This window comes from Streptomyces sp. NPDC054872 (assembly GCF_053610705.1).
The window spans coordinates 114,864-130,124 of sequence record NZ_JBSGYY010000011.1 but is presented as its reverse complement, the minus strand read 5'-3'; the positions used below and the strand labels follow the sequence as shown (position 1 = coordinate 130,124).

At 72.8% G+C, this 15,261-nt stretch carries 13 protein-coding genes; 6 read left to right on the top strand and 7 right to left on the bottom strand.

From position 1 onward, the window contains the following. Window positions 1-10 precede the first annotated feature (10 nt). On the bottom strand, window positions 11-1,567 hold the full coding sequence (locus ACWGIH_RS15880; protein ID WP_453445122.1) for a DUF4331 domain-containing protein: 1,557 nt from the start codon (window positions 1,565-1,567) through the stop codon (window positions 11-13). Between the two features lie 209 nt (window positions 1,568-1,776). Here ACWGIH_RS15880 and sigK point away from each other — a divergent pair, with 209 nt between their 5' ends. The 4 genes from sigK (at window position 1,777) to ACWGIH_RS15860 (ending at window position 5,037) form a co-directional block, all read left to right on the top strand. After that, entirely contained in the window at window positions 1,777-2,319 is a 543-nt protein-coding gene (gene sigK, locus ACWGIH_RS15875) for an ECF RNA polymerase sigma factor SigK (RefSeq protein WP_453445120.1), read from the top strand. 216 nt (window positions 2,320-2,535) lie between these two features. Next, window positions 2,536-2,730: an anti-sigma factor domain-containing protein gene (locus ACWGIH_RS15870; protein ID WP_453445221.1), complete on the top strand. Its 195-nt coding sequence runs from the start codon at window positions 2,536-2,538 to the stop codon at window positions 2,728-2,730. Between the two features lie 116 nt (window positions 2,731-2,846). After that, window positions 2,847-3,113: a hypothetical protein gene (locus ACWGIH_RS15865; RefSeq protein ID WP_453445119.1), complete on the top strand. Its 267-nt coding sequence runs from the start codon at window positions 2,847-2,849 to the stop codon at window positions 3,111-3,113. A 196-nt stretch (window positions 3,114-3,309) separates the two neighbouring features. After that, complete coding sequence (locus ACWGIH_RS15860) at window positions 3,310-5,037, top strand: amidohydrolase (protein WP_453445118.1); 1,728 nt, start codon at window positions 3,310-3,312, stop codon at window positions 5,035-5,037. Between the two features lie 15 nt (window positions 5,038-5,052). On the opposite strand, the gene ACWGIH_RS15855 is transcribed toward ACWGIH_RS15860, so the two are convergent. Next, a complete protein-coding gene (locus tag ACWGIH_RS15855; protein WP_453445117.1) occupies window positions 5,053-5,847 on the bottom strand; it encodes an ABC transporter permease in 795 nt (264 codons plus the stop codon). A gap of 69 nt (window positions 5,848-5,916) precedes the next feature. Then, window positions 5,917-6,849, bottom strand: a complete 933-nt coding sequence (locus tag ACWGIH_RS15850) for an ATP-binding cassette domain-containing protein (RefSeq protein WP_453445115.1) — start codon at window positions 6,847-6,849, stop codon at window positions 5,917-5,919. A 63-nt stretch (window positions 6,850-6,912) separates the two neighbouring features. On the opposite strand from ACWGIH_RS15850, the gene ACWGIH_RS15845 reads away from it, so the two are divergent. Continuing rightward, a complete protein-coding gene (locus ACWGIH_RS15845; RefSeq protein ID WP_453445114.1) occupies window positions 6,913-7,623 on the top strand; it encodes a TetR/AcrR family transcriptional regulator in 711 nt (236 codons plus the stop codon). 13 nt (window positions 7,624-7,636) lie between these two features. Here the strand turns inward: ACWGIH_RS15845 and ACWGIH_RS15840 are convergent, their stop codons facing one another. From ACWGIH_RS15840 to ACWGIH_RS15830, 3 genes are all read right to left on the bottom strand, one after another. Next, on the bottom strand, window positions 7,637-10,399 hold the full coding sequence (locus ACWGIH_RS15840) for a helix-turn-helix transcriptional regulator (RefSeq protein ID WP_453445112.1): 2,763 nt from the start codon (window positions 10,397-10,399) through the stop codon (window positions 7,637-7,639). An 85-nt stretch (window positions 10,400-10,484) separates the two neighbouring features. After that, a complete protein-coding gene (locus tag ACWGIH_RS15835; RefSeq protein ID WP_453445111.1) occupies window positions 10,485-11,417 on the bottom strand; it encodes an NADP-dependent oxidoreductase in 933 nt (310 codons plus the stop codon). A 35-nt stretch (window positions 11,418-11,452) separates the two neighbouring features. Then, entirely contained in the window at window positions 11,453-12,436 is a 984-nt protein-coding gene (locus ACWGIH_RS15830; protein ID WP_453445109.1) for a zinc-binding dehydrogenase, read from the bottom strand. A gap of 209 nt (window positions 12,437-12,645) precedes the next feature. Here ACWGIH_RS15830 and ACWGIH_RS15825 point away from each other — a divergent pair, with 209 nt between their 5' ends. Beyond that, window positions 12,646-14,037: an MFS transporter gene (locus ACWGIH_RS15825; protein WP_453445107.1), complete on the top strand. Its 1,392-nt coding sequence runs from the start codon at window positions 12,646-12,648 to the stop codon at window positions 14,035-14,037. A gap of 13 nt (window positions 14,038-14,050) precedes the next feature. On the opposite strand, the gene ACWGIH_RS15820 is transcribed toward ACWGIH_RS15825, so the two are convergent. Next, entirely contained in the window at window positions 14,051-15,259 is a 1,209-nt protein-coding gene (locus tag ACWGIH_RS15820; RefSeq protein ID WP_453445106.1) for a type ISP restriction/modification enzyme, read from the bottom strand. Window positions 15,260-15,261: the final 2 nt, after the last annotated feature.

The following is a 15,261-nucleotide window of genomic DNA, read 5'->3' as shown; positions in this document are numbered from 1 at the left end:
GGGAACGGGCTCAGCCCGCGATCCCGGAGGGGCCGCGCCTGCGCCACCACGCGAGCCCGAGCCCGACAAGGAGCACCCCTGCCGCACCCGCGGCCGCCGAGGCGATCAGCACGGCGTCGGTGTCATCGCCGCCGGACGCCGGACCGCCTGGCGCGGCACCGCCGTTCAGCGCGTCGCGCGCCGAGGTGCCGCTGCCCCCGCCGCCCTTGGCCAGCGGGCCCCGGGAGCCGGACGTGGGAAGCGCCAGGTACGGGAAGGTGTCGCCGAACTTCTGTTCATTGGCGTTCACCGCGTCACCCAAGTCGTTCTTGTTCCCGATGAGTTCGCCCTCGACGGCCTGCAGTTCGATGTCGATGACGTCGTCCGCGAGCCGCCGCCCGTTCGGGAACCCGGCGTTGTCGCCGTCGAGCACCCCGAGCCGCTTGGGCGTGGCCGCGGGCTTGATGGACGTGTTGAGCCGCAGCGCCTCGGCCGGCCTGACGCCGGGCGGCTGGTTGAGGTCCTTCACGCCCGTCAGGAACACCGACACGAGATCGTTGCGCGGTTCGGCGGGCGCCTTCAGCTTGTAGATCTTCTCCAGGAGCTTCGGCAGCTCGGGCTTGGTCACGTACTTCAGGAAGTCCGCGTCGTTCCACGGCGAGGACGCGTTGAACTTGTCCTTGTCCTTCCGCGGCACGACGACCTCGTTGACCAGCGGATTGCCGAGCCGCGAGACCTGGGACCACTTGCCGTTGGCGTTCTTGCGCTGGGTGGTCGACCAGATTCCGACGGTGGGCTGCTTCGCCGACTGCCGTATCTCGGAGGTCGGCACCTGAAGGGCGACGGAGTTCACGTTGTAACCCTTGAGGGTGTCGTTCCCGACCTCCGACAGGTCGCCGCCGTACAGCAGGTCGAACACCCGCAGATCCGCGAAGAACGGGTCGTCGGCCTGTCCGGCGAACGTCGAGCCGCCGCCCTTGACCTGCTTGACGGCCTGATCACGCAGCTTCTTGTAGTTCGGCATGGACGCCTTGCCGACGTGCGACGGTGCGGCGGGCGCGTCGTCGGCGAGCTTCGTCGTCGAGGTGACCTTCTGGTCCTTGAGCCGCAGCAGTTCCAGGTCGTACGTCTGCGTCACGTTCAGGTCGGGGTCGTCGAGGCTCGTCACGGGCCCGGTGTTGTAGAGGAACGTGTCGCCGTTCTTGGTCCGGGTGTCGAACGTCCACCGGTAGAGGAGGTCGCCCTGCGCGTCCCCGTCGCTGTCGATGTGGACGTCGTACTGCGCGTCATCGGCGAACGGATAGAAGGTCGGCCCGCCCGTGGGTTCCTCAAAGGGCAGCCAGTTCGCCACGATCGTCGTGGAGTCGGGTTTGTCCGGGCTCACGAACGCGTACACGTCCGTGGTGTCGTACTGGGGCTGCCCCGAGATCAGCGGGGCCTCCCGGTGGCTGGAGGCGTCGGCCGCCTCCGGTGCCAGTGCCGTCACGCCGGCGGCTGCGAGCCCCCCGGCGGCCAGCGCGCCACACACGAGCGCGGCCAGGCCGCGCTTGCCGCGGCGCCCCGACCCACTCCTGGCGATAGCTGTCATCGCGTCCGTCCTTACTGTCCTTCGCGCGACCCCGCGCGGTGCGCGCGAGCCGCCTGACGAACCCCATTCGGGCCGAAGGGCCCGGCGGATTGGCCTCGTTCCCAATCCGGTGCCTTCTGTCGCCCCGAATCCCGGTGCGACCGCACAGCGCGGCACCCCGGCCGGGACGGCGTGAGCCGCCCGGGCGGGAAGAGGGGGAGGGGACGCGCATGGAGTCCGACGCGTTGCTGCCGCTGATCGCCCGGGGCGACCAGCAGGCGTTCGAGAAGCTGTACGACCAGGTGTCGGGGCCGGTCTACGGCATGGTCCGCCGCGTGCTCCGCGACCCCGCCCAGTCCGAGGAGGTCGTCCAGGAGGTGCTGCTCGAACTCTGGCGTACGGCGGCCCGCTTCGATCCGGCGCGCGGCAGCGCCCTCTCCTGGATCCTCACGCTCGCCCACCGCAGGGCGGTGGACCGCGTACGCAGCGTCCGCGCGGCGAGGAGGCGCGAACGGCGCGTGGCCGAGCGCGGCGAAGGGCCCGCCTACGACCAGGTCGCCGAGGCGGTCGAGGACAACCTGGAGCGCGAGGGGGTGCGCCGCTGCCTGCGCCGCCTCACCGACCTCCAGCGCCAGGCCGTGGTCCTCGCCTATTACGACGGCTACACGTACCGGGAAGTCTCCCTGCGCCTCTCCGTGCCCCTGGGCACCGTCAAGACGCGGATGCGGGACGGACTGCTGCGGCTGCGGGACTGCCTGGGCGCCACCGCGTGAGGCGCGACGCGAACCGGGCGCGGGATGGCCCACCGCCGGGCGAGGGCGCCGTACGCGCGACGGAGCAGGAGCCGCCCCCGCGGGCGCCAGTCAGCGAGAGCGCGCCCCCCTCGCACCCGGACGCTCCTTACGTGAGATCACCCACGTCCTGGCCGCCCCGGGCGTCCGTGGCGCGTCACCGGGCTCGGGGCGCCGTTCCAAGGCCGCGCACACCAACTGTGGCTGCTGCGTCCCGCCGCGCAGCCCCGGGCCCTGGGCCTGCCGGACGGCGAAACGCCCGTGATCGCCGCAGGCTTGCGCGGGTCCGCCGCGTCACTGGCCGTGACCATCGAACCCGACAGTGGCTCAGAGAGGCCCATTTCTACCCCTCTTGTCCAACTCGCCCTGGAATCAGTTGGATTCGGAGAGTAATCGTCAACCTCCTTACGGGGTAGGTGAATCCTGTGACCGGGATACACGAGTGTCGGGACGGGGCGATAGGGTTAACCTGCCCTGGGCCGGGTGCCCTCGTACGGGTGGGGAGTGACATGGAACAGATAACGGTGCGCAGCAGGGCGCGTGTCCCTGCGATCACCTGCGGGAGCAGCGCGACCAGCTCGCGTCTCGACCGCCATCTCGCAGTGCTGGGCGGCCCCGCCGTTCCGCAGGGTGAGACGGCGGAGGCGACGCTGCTGATGCGTGAGCTCACCTCACGGGGCGCGCATGACCGCAGCGGCCACGGTGCACGTGTGCGGAGGGTCTCCCTCTTCGCCCCCTTGCGCAGGCTGCGTCGGTCCCTCTTTGGGGGTCGCTGACCACGGGTGGTCGGGGGTTCGGCCGCCGCCAGCGGCGGATTGCCTCCACCCACCCGCCCCTTCCCTCCGGATACGTCACTCATCACGCACCCCGTGTAACGCCCTTGTCATGCGCACCTGTTGACGCCGCAACTTTCCGGCCCCAGTGTGGCTGGTTGATTGGCCGATACACCCAACCTCACCCCCGGAGGTGCGCGTGTGTGACCTGCACGACCAGCATGAGCATGAAGCACTCCCCGCGAGCGGTCCGTCCCTGAGCCGCCGCCACATCATGCAGCTCCTCGGCGCGGCCGGTGTCACCGTCGGCGTCATGACCGCCGATGCGGACCCGGCGATGGCCGCCGGAGCCGACGACAGCCCCGCGGCCTACGCGGCGCCCGAAGGTCTCGCTGCCGACACCCCGGCCAAGCGCGCGGCGCTCGACTGGATCACCTCCCACGACGACCGGATCACCGGGCTGAACGCCGAGATCTGGGACAACGCCGAGCTGTCCCTGCGGGAGTGGAAGTCCTCCATCGCGGAGGCCGACTTCCTCGAACAGGCCGGATTCGACGTGAAGTTCGGCACCGCGGGCTTCCCGACGGCCTTCACCGCGACGTACACGCACGGCAAGGGTGGACCGGTCCTCGGCTTCAGCGGCGAGTACGACGCGCTGCCCGGCCTCTCGCAGAACAAGGGCGTCGGCCACCATGACCCCCGCGAGTACATCCACGACCCGTTCGCCCCCAGCTACGGGCCCGGCCACGGCTGCGGTCACAGCGCGCTCGGCACGGCGGCGGCCGCAGCCGCGGCGGCCGTCGCCCAGGCCGCGAAGAAGCACCGCCTTCCCGTCACCGTGAAGTTCTTCGGCTCCACGGCCGAGGAAACGCTGATCGGCAAGACGTACGCCGTCAGCAAGGGCGTGTACGACGGGCTCGACGCGTTCCTGGACTGGCACCCCTCGACGGCCAACGCGACCGGCTGGGGCACCACCACCGCGATGACCGCCGTCACCTTCACCTTCCTCGGCGTGGCAGGACACGGTGGCACCCCGCTCGGCAACAAGTCGGCTCTGGACGCCGCCGTGATGATGGCGACGATGTCGGAGTTCCTGCGCGAGGAGAACCTCGCGCCGAGCGGCCGCCTGCACTGGGTGATCAACAACGGCGGCGACATCCCGAACGTCACCCCGGAGATCGCCGAGATCTCGTACTACGTGCGCGAAGGCAGCCCCGCCCGCGTCCGGGTCCTCCTTGACAAGGTGATCGCGGTCTCCGAGGCGGCCGCGAAGGCGTCGCAGACGACCGTGCGCCACCGCGTCACCTCGGCCTGCTGGAACCAGCTCCCGGCCAAGGCGTTCGCCGAGCTCCTGCACGCGAACATGCGCGAGATAGGCCCGCCCGACTTCACCTCCGAGGCGCATGAGCTGGCCAAGGAGCTCCAGGATTCCCTGGGCCTGCCCCAGAAGGGCATGCACGACAAGATCGGCGAACTCACCCCGCCCAACCCGGTGTTCATGGGCGGCGGCTCCACGGATGTCGCCGACATCAGCTGGAACGTCCCCACCGTCTCGATGGGCGCCGCCCTCGCCCCCATCGGCACCAAGATGCACACCTGGTCCACCGCCGCCTGCGCGGCGGCCGCCCCCGGCCAGGCCGCGGTGATCGCCGCCGCGAAGTATCTGGCGGCGACGGCGGTCGACCTCATCACGCAGCCCGAACGCCTGAAGGCGGTCAAGGACGAGTTCAAGGAGCGTACGAAGGACGTCAGTTGGAAGACCGCGCTGCCGGACGGCTATGAGCCGCCCATGTACGAACCCCCGGCGTGGTTCCTGAAGAAGACGGGCCAGAAGTGGCCGCCGTCGAACATCACGTGGCCGCCGAAGCGCGTGGTGTCCCAGGAGAAGTTCTCCTCGCTCGGCCCCGAGCTCGCGCCCCAGAAGTAGGGCGCGGCCGTCCGCTCACCGTCCCCCGCGCGTGTACCGGCGGACGGCGAGCGGCACGCACACGGCGAGCAGCGCCAGCGACCAGAGGACCGCGCCGGCCACGGGATGGGCCACCGGCCAGGCGGCGTCGGCCGGGACGGGCGCGTTGCCGAAGAGGTCGCGCACCGCCGTGGCGACCGCGCTGATCGGGTTCCACTCGGCGACGGTGCGCAGCCACCCGGGGAGTCCGTCCACGGGGAGGTACGCGTTCGAGAGCAGCGGCAGCATGAACGTCGCGCCGCCCAGCTGTCCCGCCGCCTCCTCGCTCTGCGAGACGAGGCCGAGCAGGATGCCGATCCAGGTCGTCGCGAACCGGAAGAGCAGCAACAGGCCGAAGGCGGCGAGCGCCTGGAGTGGTCCGCCCTCGATCCGCCAGCCCATCGCGAGCCCGACGAGCATCAGCGGCACGAGCCCCACCGCGGTGGTCAGCAGATCGGCGACGGCCTGCCCGAGCGGCACGGCCGAGCGGCTCATGGGCATCGTGCGGAACCGGTCCATGACGCCCCGATGGGAGTCCTGGGCGGCGGTGAACATGCCGGTCATGATGCCGTTCGCGGCGGTCGCGACGAGCATGCCGGGGACGAGGAAGGCGCGGTAGTCGGCGCCCGGCATGGCGAGGGCGCTGCCGAAGACGTAGCCGAAGAAGAGCAGGAAGACGATGGGCATCGTCTGCGTCATGACGAGGATGGCGGGCGCGTGCCTGATGCGCCGCAGATGCCGGCCGAGAACGGCGGTGCCGTCGTAGAGGATGGCGCTCAAGGGAAACTCCATGGGTGGACCCCACCCGCTCGCGACGGGGCAAAGGTGGGTGGGCGGGAAGAACCGCCGCGAAGCGGCGGTCTAGGAAACGCGAGCGTCGACGAGCCGCAGAAAGACCTCGTCGAGAGTCGGCGCCCGAAGCGTCGCGTCGACGACAGGCACCCCGGCCGAGTCCAGCTCCCGCACGATCCGGGGCAGGGTCAGCGTCGCGTCGAGGGTGATCGACCCCGCGGCCCGCCGCCCGGAGTCGAGCACCGGCTCGGAGCCCGTCAATTGATCGAGGACGACCGCGGCGGCGTGCAGCGCGGCGTCCTCGGTGACGACCACCTCGACGTAACTCCCGATCTGCGCCTTCAGGGCGGTGGGGGTCCCGCGCTGCGCGACCCGCCCGCCGTCGATCAGGACGACGTCGTCGGCGAGCTGATCCGCCTCCTCCAGATACTGCGTGGTCAGCAGCACGGTCGTCCCCTCGGCGGCCAACTCCCGCACGGCGTCCCAGATGCCGTTCCGGCTGTGCGGATCGAGCCCGGTGGTGGGTTCGTCGAGGAAGAGCACCCGCGGCCGCACCAGCAGACTCGCCGCCAGGTCGAGCCGCCGCCGCATGCCACCGGAGTACGTCCGGGCGGGCCGGCCGGCCGCGTCCGAGAGGCCGAACCGGTCGAGCAACTCATCAGCCCTGGCTCGCGGGGCCCGCAGCAGCCGGGCGAAGAGCCGCAGATTCTCCCGCCCGGTCAGCTCCCCGTCGACGGAGGCGTACTGCCCGGTCACGCCGATGAGCCGCCGCACCGTTGCGGCCTCCCGCACCACGTCGTGCCCCGCCACGAACGCCCTCCCGGCATCCGGTGTCAGCAGCGTGGTGAGCAGGCGCACGGCGGTCGTCTTGCCCGCCCCGTTGGGGCCGAGCAGCCCGCAGACGGTCCCCTCCGGGACGGCGAGGTCGAGCCCCCGCAGGGCGTGGACGTCACCGAAGCGCTTCTCCAGACCCTCACTTAGTACAGCGTACGTAGAAGTCATGTCGGCACGGTACCTCACTACGTACGCTGTACGTAACTAACATGGTGAGCGAGGTGATGATCAATGGCGGGCCGAGCGGCCGAACCGGAAGTGATCTGGGCGCGCCCCGAGCGTGCGGGCCGTGGCCCGAAGCCCGCGTACAGCAGGGCGGACATCGCCGCGGCGGCCGTCCGCATCGCCGACGCGGACGGCATCGACGCGCTCTCCATGCGCAGGGTCGCCGCCGAACTCGGCTGCGGCACCATGTCGCTCTACAACTACGTGCCGCGCAAGGAAGACCTGAACGAACTGATGGTCGACGCGGTGAGCGGCGAGTACGAGCTGCCCGCGGGACCACGGGGCGGCGACTGGCGTGCCCAGATGCTGGCGCTCGGCCGCCAGACGCGCGCCATCATGAGGCGCCACCCGTGGCTGCCGCGGATCATGTCCGCGCTCTACGGCTTCAGCCCGAACGCCCTGCGCTACCTGGAGCACTGCCTCGGCGTTCTGGAAGGGCTCGACGCGCCCTACGGCACCAAGATGGAACTCATCGGGATGGTCAACGGCTCGGTCATGACGTACGTCGTCAACGAGTTCGCCATGGCCGAGCGCGCGCGGGCCCTGCCGTGGACGGAGGAGCAGGAGCAGCAGGCGCGGTTCGCGTACCTCGCGGGGCAGGTCGCGGGCGGGGCCTATCCGCGGCTCGCGGCGGCGCTGACGGAGGGGCCCGCGCCCGGGGACGCGGACGAGCTCTTCGACCGGATGCTGAACCGGCTCCTGGACTCGTTCGCCTGAGCGCCGGTGCCGCTCAGGCCGTGGCCTCCTCCTGGTCCCGGAACCGGAGGCGGGCCAGCTCGCCTCGCGATGCCACGCCCAGCTTCGGATAGGCGTTGTAAAGGTGGTATCCCACCGTGCGCGGCGACAGGAACAGCTGGGCGCCGATGTCCCGGTTGGTCATGCCGGTCGCCGCGAGGCGTACCACCTGCCGCTCCTGCGGGGTGAGCCGTTCCAGGGGCGACTCGTCGGCGACGTGCCGCGCCCTGCTCTCGCCGGTGGCCCGCAGCTCGGCGCGGGCCCGCTCGGCCCACGGCGGCGACGCCAGCAGCTCGAAGGTGTCGAGGGCCGAGCGCAGCGGCGCACGGGCCTCGCTCCGGCGGCCCGCGCGGCGCAGCCACTCCCCGAAGAGCAGCTCCGTGCGGGCCCGTTCGAAGGGGCGGCCGTCGTCGGTGTGCAGCGCGAGGGCTTCCTCGTACGCGGCCTGCGCCTCCGGTTCGGGGGCGAGCAGCGCACGGCAGCGGGCGGCCAGCGCCCGCGCCCAGGCCGCACCCGTGTGGTCGGCCCACTCGCCGAACGTCCTCGCCGGCTCCCGTACGGAATCGGCCTTCCCGGTCCGTACGGCGGCCTCGACCCGGTCCGGCACGCAGTACAGGACGACGATCGTGTGGCCGGACGGGCTCGCCGCCACGTCCTCGTACGCCCGCAGCGCGGCCTCGTGGTGGCCGAGGCCGAGCTCCAGCATGGCGACCGCGGCCCCGCCCCACACCTGCCCGGGCATCACCTGCCGCAGATCACCCTTGGCCGCGAGCTCGCGGCAGCGCTCCTCGTCACCGTCGAGCGCGGCGAGATAGGCGAGGACGCCCGTCAACTGGGCCACGTAGTGCGGCTGTCCGGTGTCCTGGGCGATCCGCAGGCCCTCGGTCGCGCCCATCAGGGCACAACTGTGGCGACCCAGGAAGATCCGCGCCCGGGTGCGCAGGAGGAGCACGAGCGGCAGCGGGCCCAGAGCGCCCTGCTCACGGCACTCGCGGTCCAGCTCGGCGGCGAGGTCGTTGCCGGCCTCCAGCGCGCCGAGCGGCGAGAACCAGGAGGCGATCGAGACGCGTTCGCGCAAGGTGTGCCCGCGGTCGTGCCGCTCGGCCCGCAGGCTGTCGAACAGCGCGCGCAGCGGCGGGAGTCCGCTGCCCGGATCGCCCGCCGCGAGCCGGGCGAGACCCTCGGCGGCCGGCAGATAGGGCAGGGCGTGCGGGGGAGTCTTGAGGTCGAGTCCGCCGATCCGGTGGCTCATCTCGTCGATCGACTGCCGGTGCCCGGAGAGCCAGGCGGCGGTCATCGCCTCGTACGCCATGAACGCCGCCGTCTGAGGGGCGTGCGGGGCGATGTCGGCGGCCGTGTCCAGGAGCACCGAGTACGAGGCCTCCAGGCGGCCCTGCTCGCGGGCCACGGCGGCGCGCACCTGCGCCAGCTGCGCGAGGACGGCCGGGTCGGTCAGGTGCGGGGCGGCGCGCAGGGCCAGTTCGGCGGCGCGTTCGTTGTGGCCCGCGTCAGCGGCGGCCGACGCGGCGAGCGCGAGGCGCCGGGCACGGTGCGCGCCGTCCGGGCTGAGCTGGGCGGCGCGCTCGCAGGCGGCGGCGACGGCCGCGTAACCGCCGCGGGATCTCGCGTGCTCGGCGGTCTGCTCCAGGACACCGGCGACGTACTCGTCGGGCTCCGTCGTGGCGGCCGCCAGATGCCAGGCGCGGCGGTCCACGTTGCCCACACAGGGCAGCGCGTCGGCCAGTGCGCGATGTGCGGCGATCCGGTCGCCGACCGGGGCGCTCTGGTAGGCGGCGGCGCGGATCAGGGGGTGCCGGAAGGTGAGGCGCCCGCCGTCCAGGCTGAGCAGTTCCTTGCGCTCGGCGGGCTCCAGGTCGGTGACGGTGGCGCCGAGCCGGCTCGCCGCGGCCGCCGTCACGGTCAGGTCGCCGGTGCCTTCCGCCGCCGCGATCACGAGCAGGGTGCGGGTGGCCCGGGGCAGCGCCGACATCCGGTCCGCGAAGGTCCGCAGGAGGCGGGAGTGGCTCGGCAGCGAGCTCACGTGGTGGCCGTAGACGGATATGTGTCCCTCGCGCTGGGCCGCGGGCAGCTCGCGCAGGGCGAGCGGGTTGCCGCCGGACTCGGCGCGGATCTGCTCGCGTACGTAGCGGGGGAGATCGCCGGCGTGCTCGGCGAGCAGATCCCCGGCGGTCGCGTCGTCGAGCCCGGTGAGCCGCAGCTCGGGCAGGCCCTGCGCGGGGAAGGGCGGTGCGTGGGCGTCGCGCGCGGCGAACACCATCACCACACCGTCGGCGGAAAGGCGCCGGGCGGCGAAGAGGAGGGCGTCCGCGGAGGCCTGGTCGAGCCACTGGGCGTCGTCGATGAGGCAGAGGAGGGAGCCTGCCTCGTCGGAGAGGTCCGCGAGGAGGGTCAGTACGGCCAGGCCGATGAGGAAGCGGTCGGCCTGCGCGCTCGGGGCGAGACCGAGTGCCGCGCGCAACGCCTTGGCCTGCGGCTCCGGCAGGGCGTCGATCCGGTCGGTCACGCGGTGCAGGAGCAAGTGCAGCCCGGCGAAGGGGAGTTCGCTCTCGGCCTCGATCCCGGTTGCCTGCAGCAGGCGGGTGCGGTGGCTCCTGGCGGTGGCCGCGGCGTGCGCGAGGAGCGCGGACTTGCCGATCCCGGCCTCTCCTCGCACGACGAGGGCAGCGCTGTGTCCCTGCCGGGCCTGGTCCAACAGGGCGTCCAGCCGGGCGATTTCACTGCCGCGTCCGTAGAGCATGACTTGACCCTAACGGGAGCCTTCGCCCCTGCCCCGCGAATCCGGCCCCAGAACCACACGCCACCCGCCCCGGCTCCCACACCCCTCACCCCGTCAGAACCACCTTGCCCCGCCCGTGTCCACGCTCCACCTCTCTCTGCGCGTCCGCCGCCCGCTCCAGTGGATACTGGGCGCGGATGTGGACCCGCAGCGCGCCCTTCGCGTACAGGGCCGTCATCTCCGCGAGGCGGGACGCCGTTCTCGTGCCGGTCAGTTCGGGCAGGCCGAGGCGCCGGGCCTCCTCCGTGTCCACCATCGTGATCACGCGCTCGGGGTCTCTCGCCACCGCCGCGGACGCACGCAGCGCTTGTCCTCCCGCCCCGTCGAGCGCCGCGTCCACACCCTCAGGGGCGATCGCGCGCACCCGCTCCTCCAGGCCTTCGCCGTAGGTCACGGGGATCGCGCCCAGCGACCGCAGATGGTCGTGGTTGGCCTCGCTCGCCGTGCCGATCACCGTCGTCGCACCCCACGCCCGCGCCAACTGCACCGCCAGCGTGCCGAGTCCGCCCGCCGCCGCGTTGATCAGGACCGTGTCGCCCGCGCCCACCCGCATCGCGCTCAGCGCCATGTGCGCGCCCTGCGCGTTGCCCGAGAAGCCGCCCGCCACCGCCCACTCCATCGCGTCCGGCTTGGCGACCAGGTTCTCCTGCGGGACGACGACGTACTCCGCGTACGAGCCGAGCAAGGAGAAGCCGAGCACCGGATCACCGGGTCCGAAACCGGTCACCCCGGAGCCTGTCGCGTCGACGGTGCCCGCGAACTCGTTGCCCGGCACGACGGGGAACACGGCCCCCGGCGGCCGGATCTCGCCCTTCCGCAGCCCGATGTCGAAGGGCATCACACCGGCCGCCCGCACCCGCACCCGGACCTCGCCAGGGCCGGGCTCGGGGACGGGCAGAGCGAGGGGGCGCAGCACCTCCGCCGGGCCGTGGGCCGCGAACGCGGCGGCTCGCATCGTCTTCGCCGTGTCAGCGTTCATGAGAGTTCCCCTCGGGGTTCCGTGTCGTCCGGTGCTCACGGCGTGAGCACCACCTTTCCCACCGTCTCCCGCCCCAGCAGCGCCGCATGCGCCGCCCCCGCGTCCCGCAGCGGGAACGTCGTCACCGCGGGTACGAGCGTGCCGCGTGCCGCCTCGTCGAGCGCCCGCTCCTGAAGGCCCCGCAGGCCGCCGGGAATCCGCGCGATCCGGGGGCCAAGCGCGTACGTCGCCGTCAGGAGCCTGCTCTGAAGGTCCTTCGTGCCCAGTTCCGTGGGCGCGCCCGACGACCAGCCGTACATCACGAACCGCCCCCCGAAGCCCAGGAGTTCGAGCGCGGCCCGCCCCGCGTCGCCGCCCACGCCGTCGAAGGCGACGCTCACCTCGCGGCCGCCGAGCGCCGCGCGCACCTTCTGGGGCCAGTCGGGCTCGTTGTAGTCGACGGCCACGTCCGCGCCGAGCTCCCGGACCCGCGCGGTCTTCGCGGGGCCTCCCGCCGCGCCCACCACGGTCACGCCCGCGTTCCTCGCGGCCTGCACGAGCAGCGTGCCGATGCCGCCCGCGGCGGACGTCACCAGGGCCACGTCGTCCGGTTCGAGCGCGGCGACGTGCAGGACGCCCAGCGCCATCCGGCCGGTGCCGACCATGGCGATCGCGGCTTCGTAGGAGAGCCGGTCGGGCAGAGGGAACAGTGCGTCCGTCTCCCGCACGGCCAGCTCCGCGTAGCCCGCGTTGACCAGGCCCAGATGAGTCACCACCCGCCTGCCGAGCCACTCCTCGTCCGCTCCTTCGCCCAGGGCGTCGACGACGCCTGCCACCTCCCGGCCGGGGGTCATCGGCAGCTCCGGCATCGGGAAGGGGAGTTCGTCGGCCGCACCCTTCTGGAGCGCGGTGTCCAGGAGATGGACTCCGGCGGCCTTCACGGCGACACGGACCTGTCCGGGGCCGGGCTCCGGGTCGGCGACCTCCTCGTACAGCAGGTTCTCGGGCCCGCCGAAGGCATGCAGTCGGATCGCTCGCATGGTCAACTCGCTTTCGTCGTACGCGGCTGCGGCGGCGGATGGTCCGCCGGCACCGAGAAAGCTACGGAGCGGCCATGCGACGGGGCCTCCGTCGAGTGACCGGGTTCATGACCGGGCCCTGACCGGGTGATGACCGGGGTGGCCCCGGCCGGTCACCCCAGTCGTACGACAGAGGCGGCGCACGGGCCCCGGTTCCTAGCGTCGACCCCATGACGCACGCGACCCGTGACACCACGCCCCCTGCCGGGACCGCCCTCACCAAGACCCGCTGGACGCCGGTCGCCGTCATGGCGCTCGCCATGCTGATGGTCACCCTGGAGCTGAGCCTCTCCTCCGTGACGCTGCCCGCGATCGGCGCCGACCTCGGGGTCGGTACCTCCGCGACCCAGTGGGTGCTCCTCGCCTACGCCCTGCCGACGGCCGCCCTCGCGATCCCCGCGGGGCGGTGGGCCGACCGCGTCGACCTCCGCGCGGTGTTCCTCTTCTCCGTCCCGGCCATCGGGCTCACCAGCGTGCTCGCGGCGGCCGCGCCGAACCTTCCGGTGCTGCTTGCCGCCCGCGTTCTCCAGGGTGTCGCGGGCGCGCTCGCCGTCGCGGTCTACCTGCCGGTGGTCGCCGCCGTCGTACGGCCGGAGCAGCGGGGCCGCGCGATGGGCTACATCGCCACGATCATGCCGATCGGCTCGATGGGCGGCTCGTCCCTCGGCGGGATCGTCGCGGACGCGTACGGCTGGCGGCCCGTGATGCTGATGAAGGTGCCGGTCCTGATCCTCGTGATCTGGCTGGGGGCGCGGCACATCCCCTCGACCGGCGGCGGGCTCTCCCGGCCCGACCGGTCACTGGTGGGAGACGGACTGGTCCTGGGCGGCTCGGTGACCGCACTCCTGGTGGCCTTCGACCGGGTGGACGCCGAACAGCCGGTCGTCGCCTCGCTGTTCGCGGTGGCCGCGGCCGCGCTTTCGCTGTGGTGGACGCGGCTGCGGTCGGCGAGCCCGGTGATCGGTCTCCTGCGGCGCAGGGCCGTCGGCCTTCCGGTCCTCTCGCTCCTGCTGACCGGCACGTTCGTGGGGCTCTCCTACTTCCTGCTGCCGTTCTACGTCGCCGACGTCCTGCACGGGAGCGCCGCCATGACCGGCCTCGCGATGGTCTTCTTCATCGGCGCCGTGGCCGTGTGCTCGCCGCTCAGCGGTCAGCTCGCCGACCGGCTGCCCGGCAGGTTCCTCGGGACCGCGGGACTGCTCCTGGTCATCGGCGGCCTGCTGAGCACGCTGACCCTCGGACCCGGCTCCGGGCTGCTCGACATCGGCTGGCGGCTGGCCGTGATCGGCGTGGGCCAGGCGCTGTTCGGCACACCGGTGAACGCCTCGATCCTGGCCGCGGCACCCCCCGGCCTGGTGGGCACGAGTGGAGGCGTCGGCAACACGTTCCGCACCCTGGGCTTCACCATCGGCCCGGCGGTGGCGGCCCTCGCGTACGGCCTGGGCGGCGGAGGGGCGGGTGGTTTCCGGGCCGGGGTCGCCGCTCTGACCGTGCTGCAGGTGGCCGGTTTGGTGGCGTTGCTCGCCTCCGGCGGTGGCCCGCGCGAGGAGCGGGCCGAGTGACCCCTGGCCGACGTCAGATGAGGGCGAACTGGCCGCCCGGTCCTTCCTCGTGGTGATCGAGGACCGATGCCGGGCGGCGGGCCGTGTCGGGGGCGGGGAGTACGCCGGCCCGGTGCAGCACGTCCGCGGAGATGCCGGGGCCGGCCGACTCGAGCGAACGCGTCAATGCGTCCTGGAGCGGCCGGAGTTCCGACAGCAGCGCGAGTGCCGTGATCAGCTCGAGGAGCTCGGACGTCCAGGTCTGTGGCCATTCCTTCGGACGGATCGCCGCCAGGGAGCCCGCCTCACCCGGCTCCGTGCGCCGCGCGAACCACAGCTCGAGGACACGAACACCGCTCACCTCGAAGTCCCACGCCTCCCGCGGCACCGGTGAGATGCGGCCCTCGTCCACGCACAGGGCCTCCTCATCGGCGTCGTACGAGACCTCGGCGGGGCGGGCGGGCAGCGGCGCCCGGACGTAGGGCCGCTGGCCACCGGGAAGCTTCGGTCGCGCGCCGTCACCGCGGGCCTGGAGCACGAGCATGCGGCGCCCCAGCTCCGTGCCCCGCGCCCAGAGCCCGGCGTCGGACGTCAGCGGTACCCGGCACCCGGCCGGTGCTGCCCGCGCGACGGCCAGCGTCCAGGCGAGGAGGTCACCGGCGCCGATGTCCGTGCCGAGTGACTCGGAGAGGTGGGCGAGCAGGCCGGGCGCCGCATTGGGTTCGACGCCTCCGGGGCGGCGGAACAGCGGGCGGATCCGCCCCGGCCGCCCGGCGGGGGAGCGCCCGTCCGGCAGCACGGCCGAGGCGAGGACCGCGGGGCCCGCGGAACCGGTGACGTACCCCTGCTCGACGAGGAACAGCTGACCCTCGCCCGCGACCCGCCACAGCTCCGGGCGCGCGGCGTCGATGAGCCGGTGGTCCGGGATCAGCCACTGCTCGTCGAAGGGGCCGTGCAGGACGCGCACCGGCTCGGGGCAGGGGCCGGACTCGGCGGCCAGCGGGACCGTGCCGCCCGGGTGGCCCGGGAGTTGGGCGACCGCCGTGTGCAGCGTGCGCGAGCGCGAGGGGGAGAGGAGCTTCTCGCGTTCCGCCGGGTCCGCCCGGACGAACGCGGCCCAACGGGCTCTGAGGGATGCGGCGTCCGGTCCCATCGGCCACCCGCGGCCCGGCCGGAGCGGTGCGACGGACCACGGCATGAGGTCCGCGAGCAGCGGCGCTTCGTCGTGCGTCACGCCCGGCATCG

Bases quoted from the DNA above. Each gene is read 5' to 3' on its own strand.
- ACWGIH_RS15880 (WP_453445122.1), bottom strand. From the start codon at position 1,567: ATGACAGCTATCGCCAGGAGTGGGTCGGGGCGCCGCGGCAAGCGCGGC.
- sigK (WP_453445120.1), top strand. From the start codon at position 1,777: ATGGAGTCCGACGCGTTGCTGCCGCTGATCGCCCGGGGCGACCAGCAG.
- ACWGIH_RS15865 (WP_453445119.1), top strand. From the start codon at position 2,847: ATGGAACAGATAACGGTGCGCAGCAGGGCGCGTGTCCCTGCGATCACC.
- ACWGIH_RS15855 (WP_453445117.1), bottom strand. From the start codon at position 5,847: ATGGAGTTTCCCTTGAGCGCCATCCTCTACGACGGCACCGCCGTTCTC.
- ACWGIH_RS15850 (WP_453445115.1), bottom strand. From the start codon at position 6,849: ATGACTTCTACGTACGCTGTACTAAGTGAGGGTCTGGAGAAGCGCTTC.
- ACWGIH_RS15845 (WP_453445114.1), top strand. From the start codon at position 6,913: ATGGCGGGCCGAGCGGCCGAACCGGAAGTGATCTGGGCGCGCCCCGAG.
- ACWGIH_RS15840 (WP_453445112.1), bottom strand. From the start codon at position 10,399: ATGCTCTACGGACGCGGCAGTGAAATCGCCCGGCTGGACGCCCTGTTG.
- ACWGIH_RS15835 (WP_453445111.1), bottom strand. From the start codon at position 11,417: ATGAACGCTGACACGGCGAAGACGATGCGAGCCGCCGCGTTCGCGGCC.
- ACWGIH_RS15830 (WP_453445109.1), bottom strand. From the start codon at position 12,436: ATGCGAGCGATCCGACTGCATGCCTTCGGCGGGCCCGAGAACCTGCTG.
- ACWGIH_RS15825 (WP_453445107.1), top strand. From the start codon at position 12,646: ATGACGCACGCGACCCGTGACACCACGCCCCCTGCCGGGACCGCCCTC.
- ACWGIH_RS15820 (WP_453445106.1), bottom strand. From the start codon at position 15,259: ATGCCGGGCGTGACGCACGACGAAGCGCCGCTGCTCGCGGACCTCATG.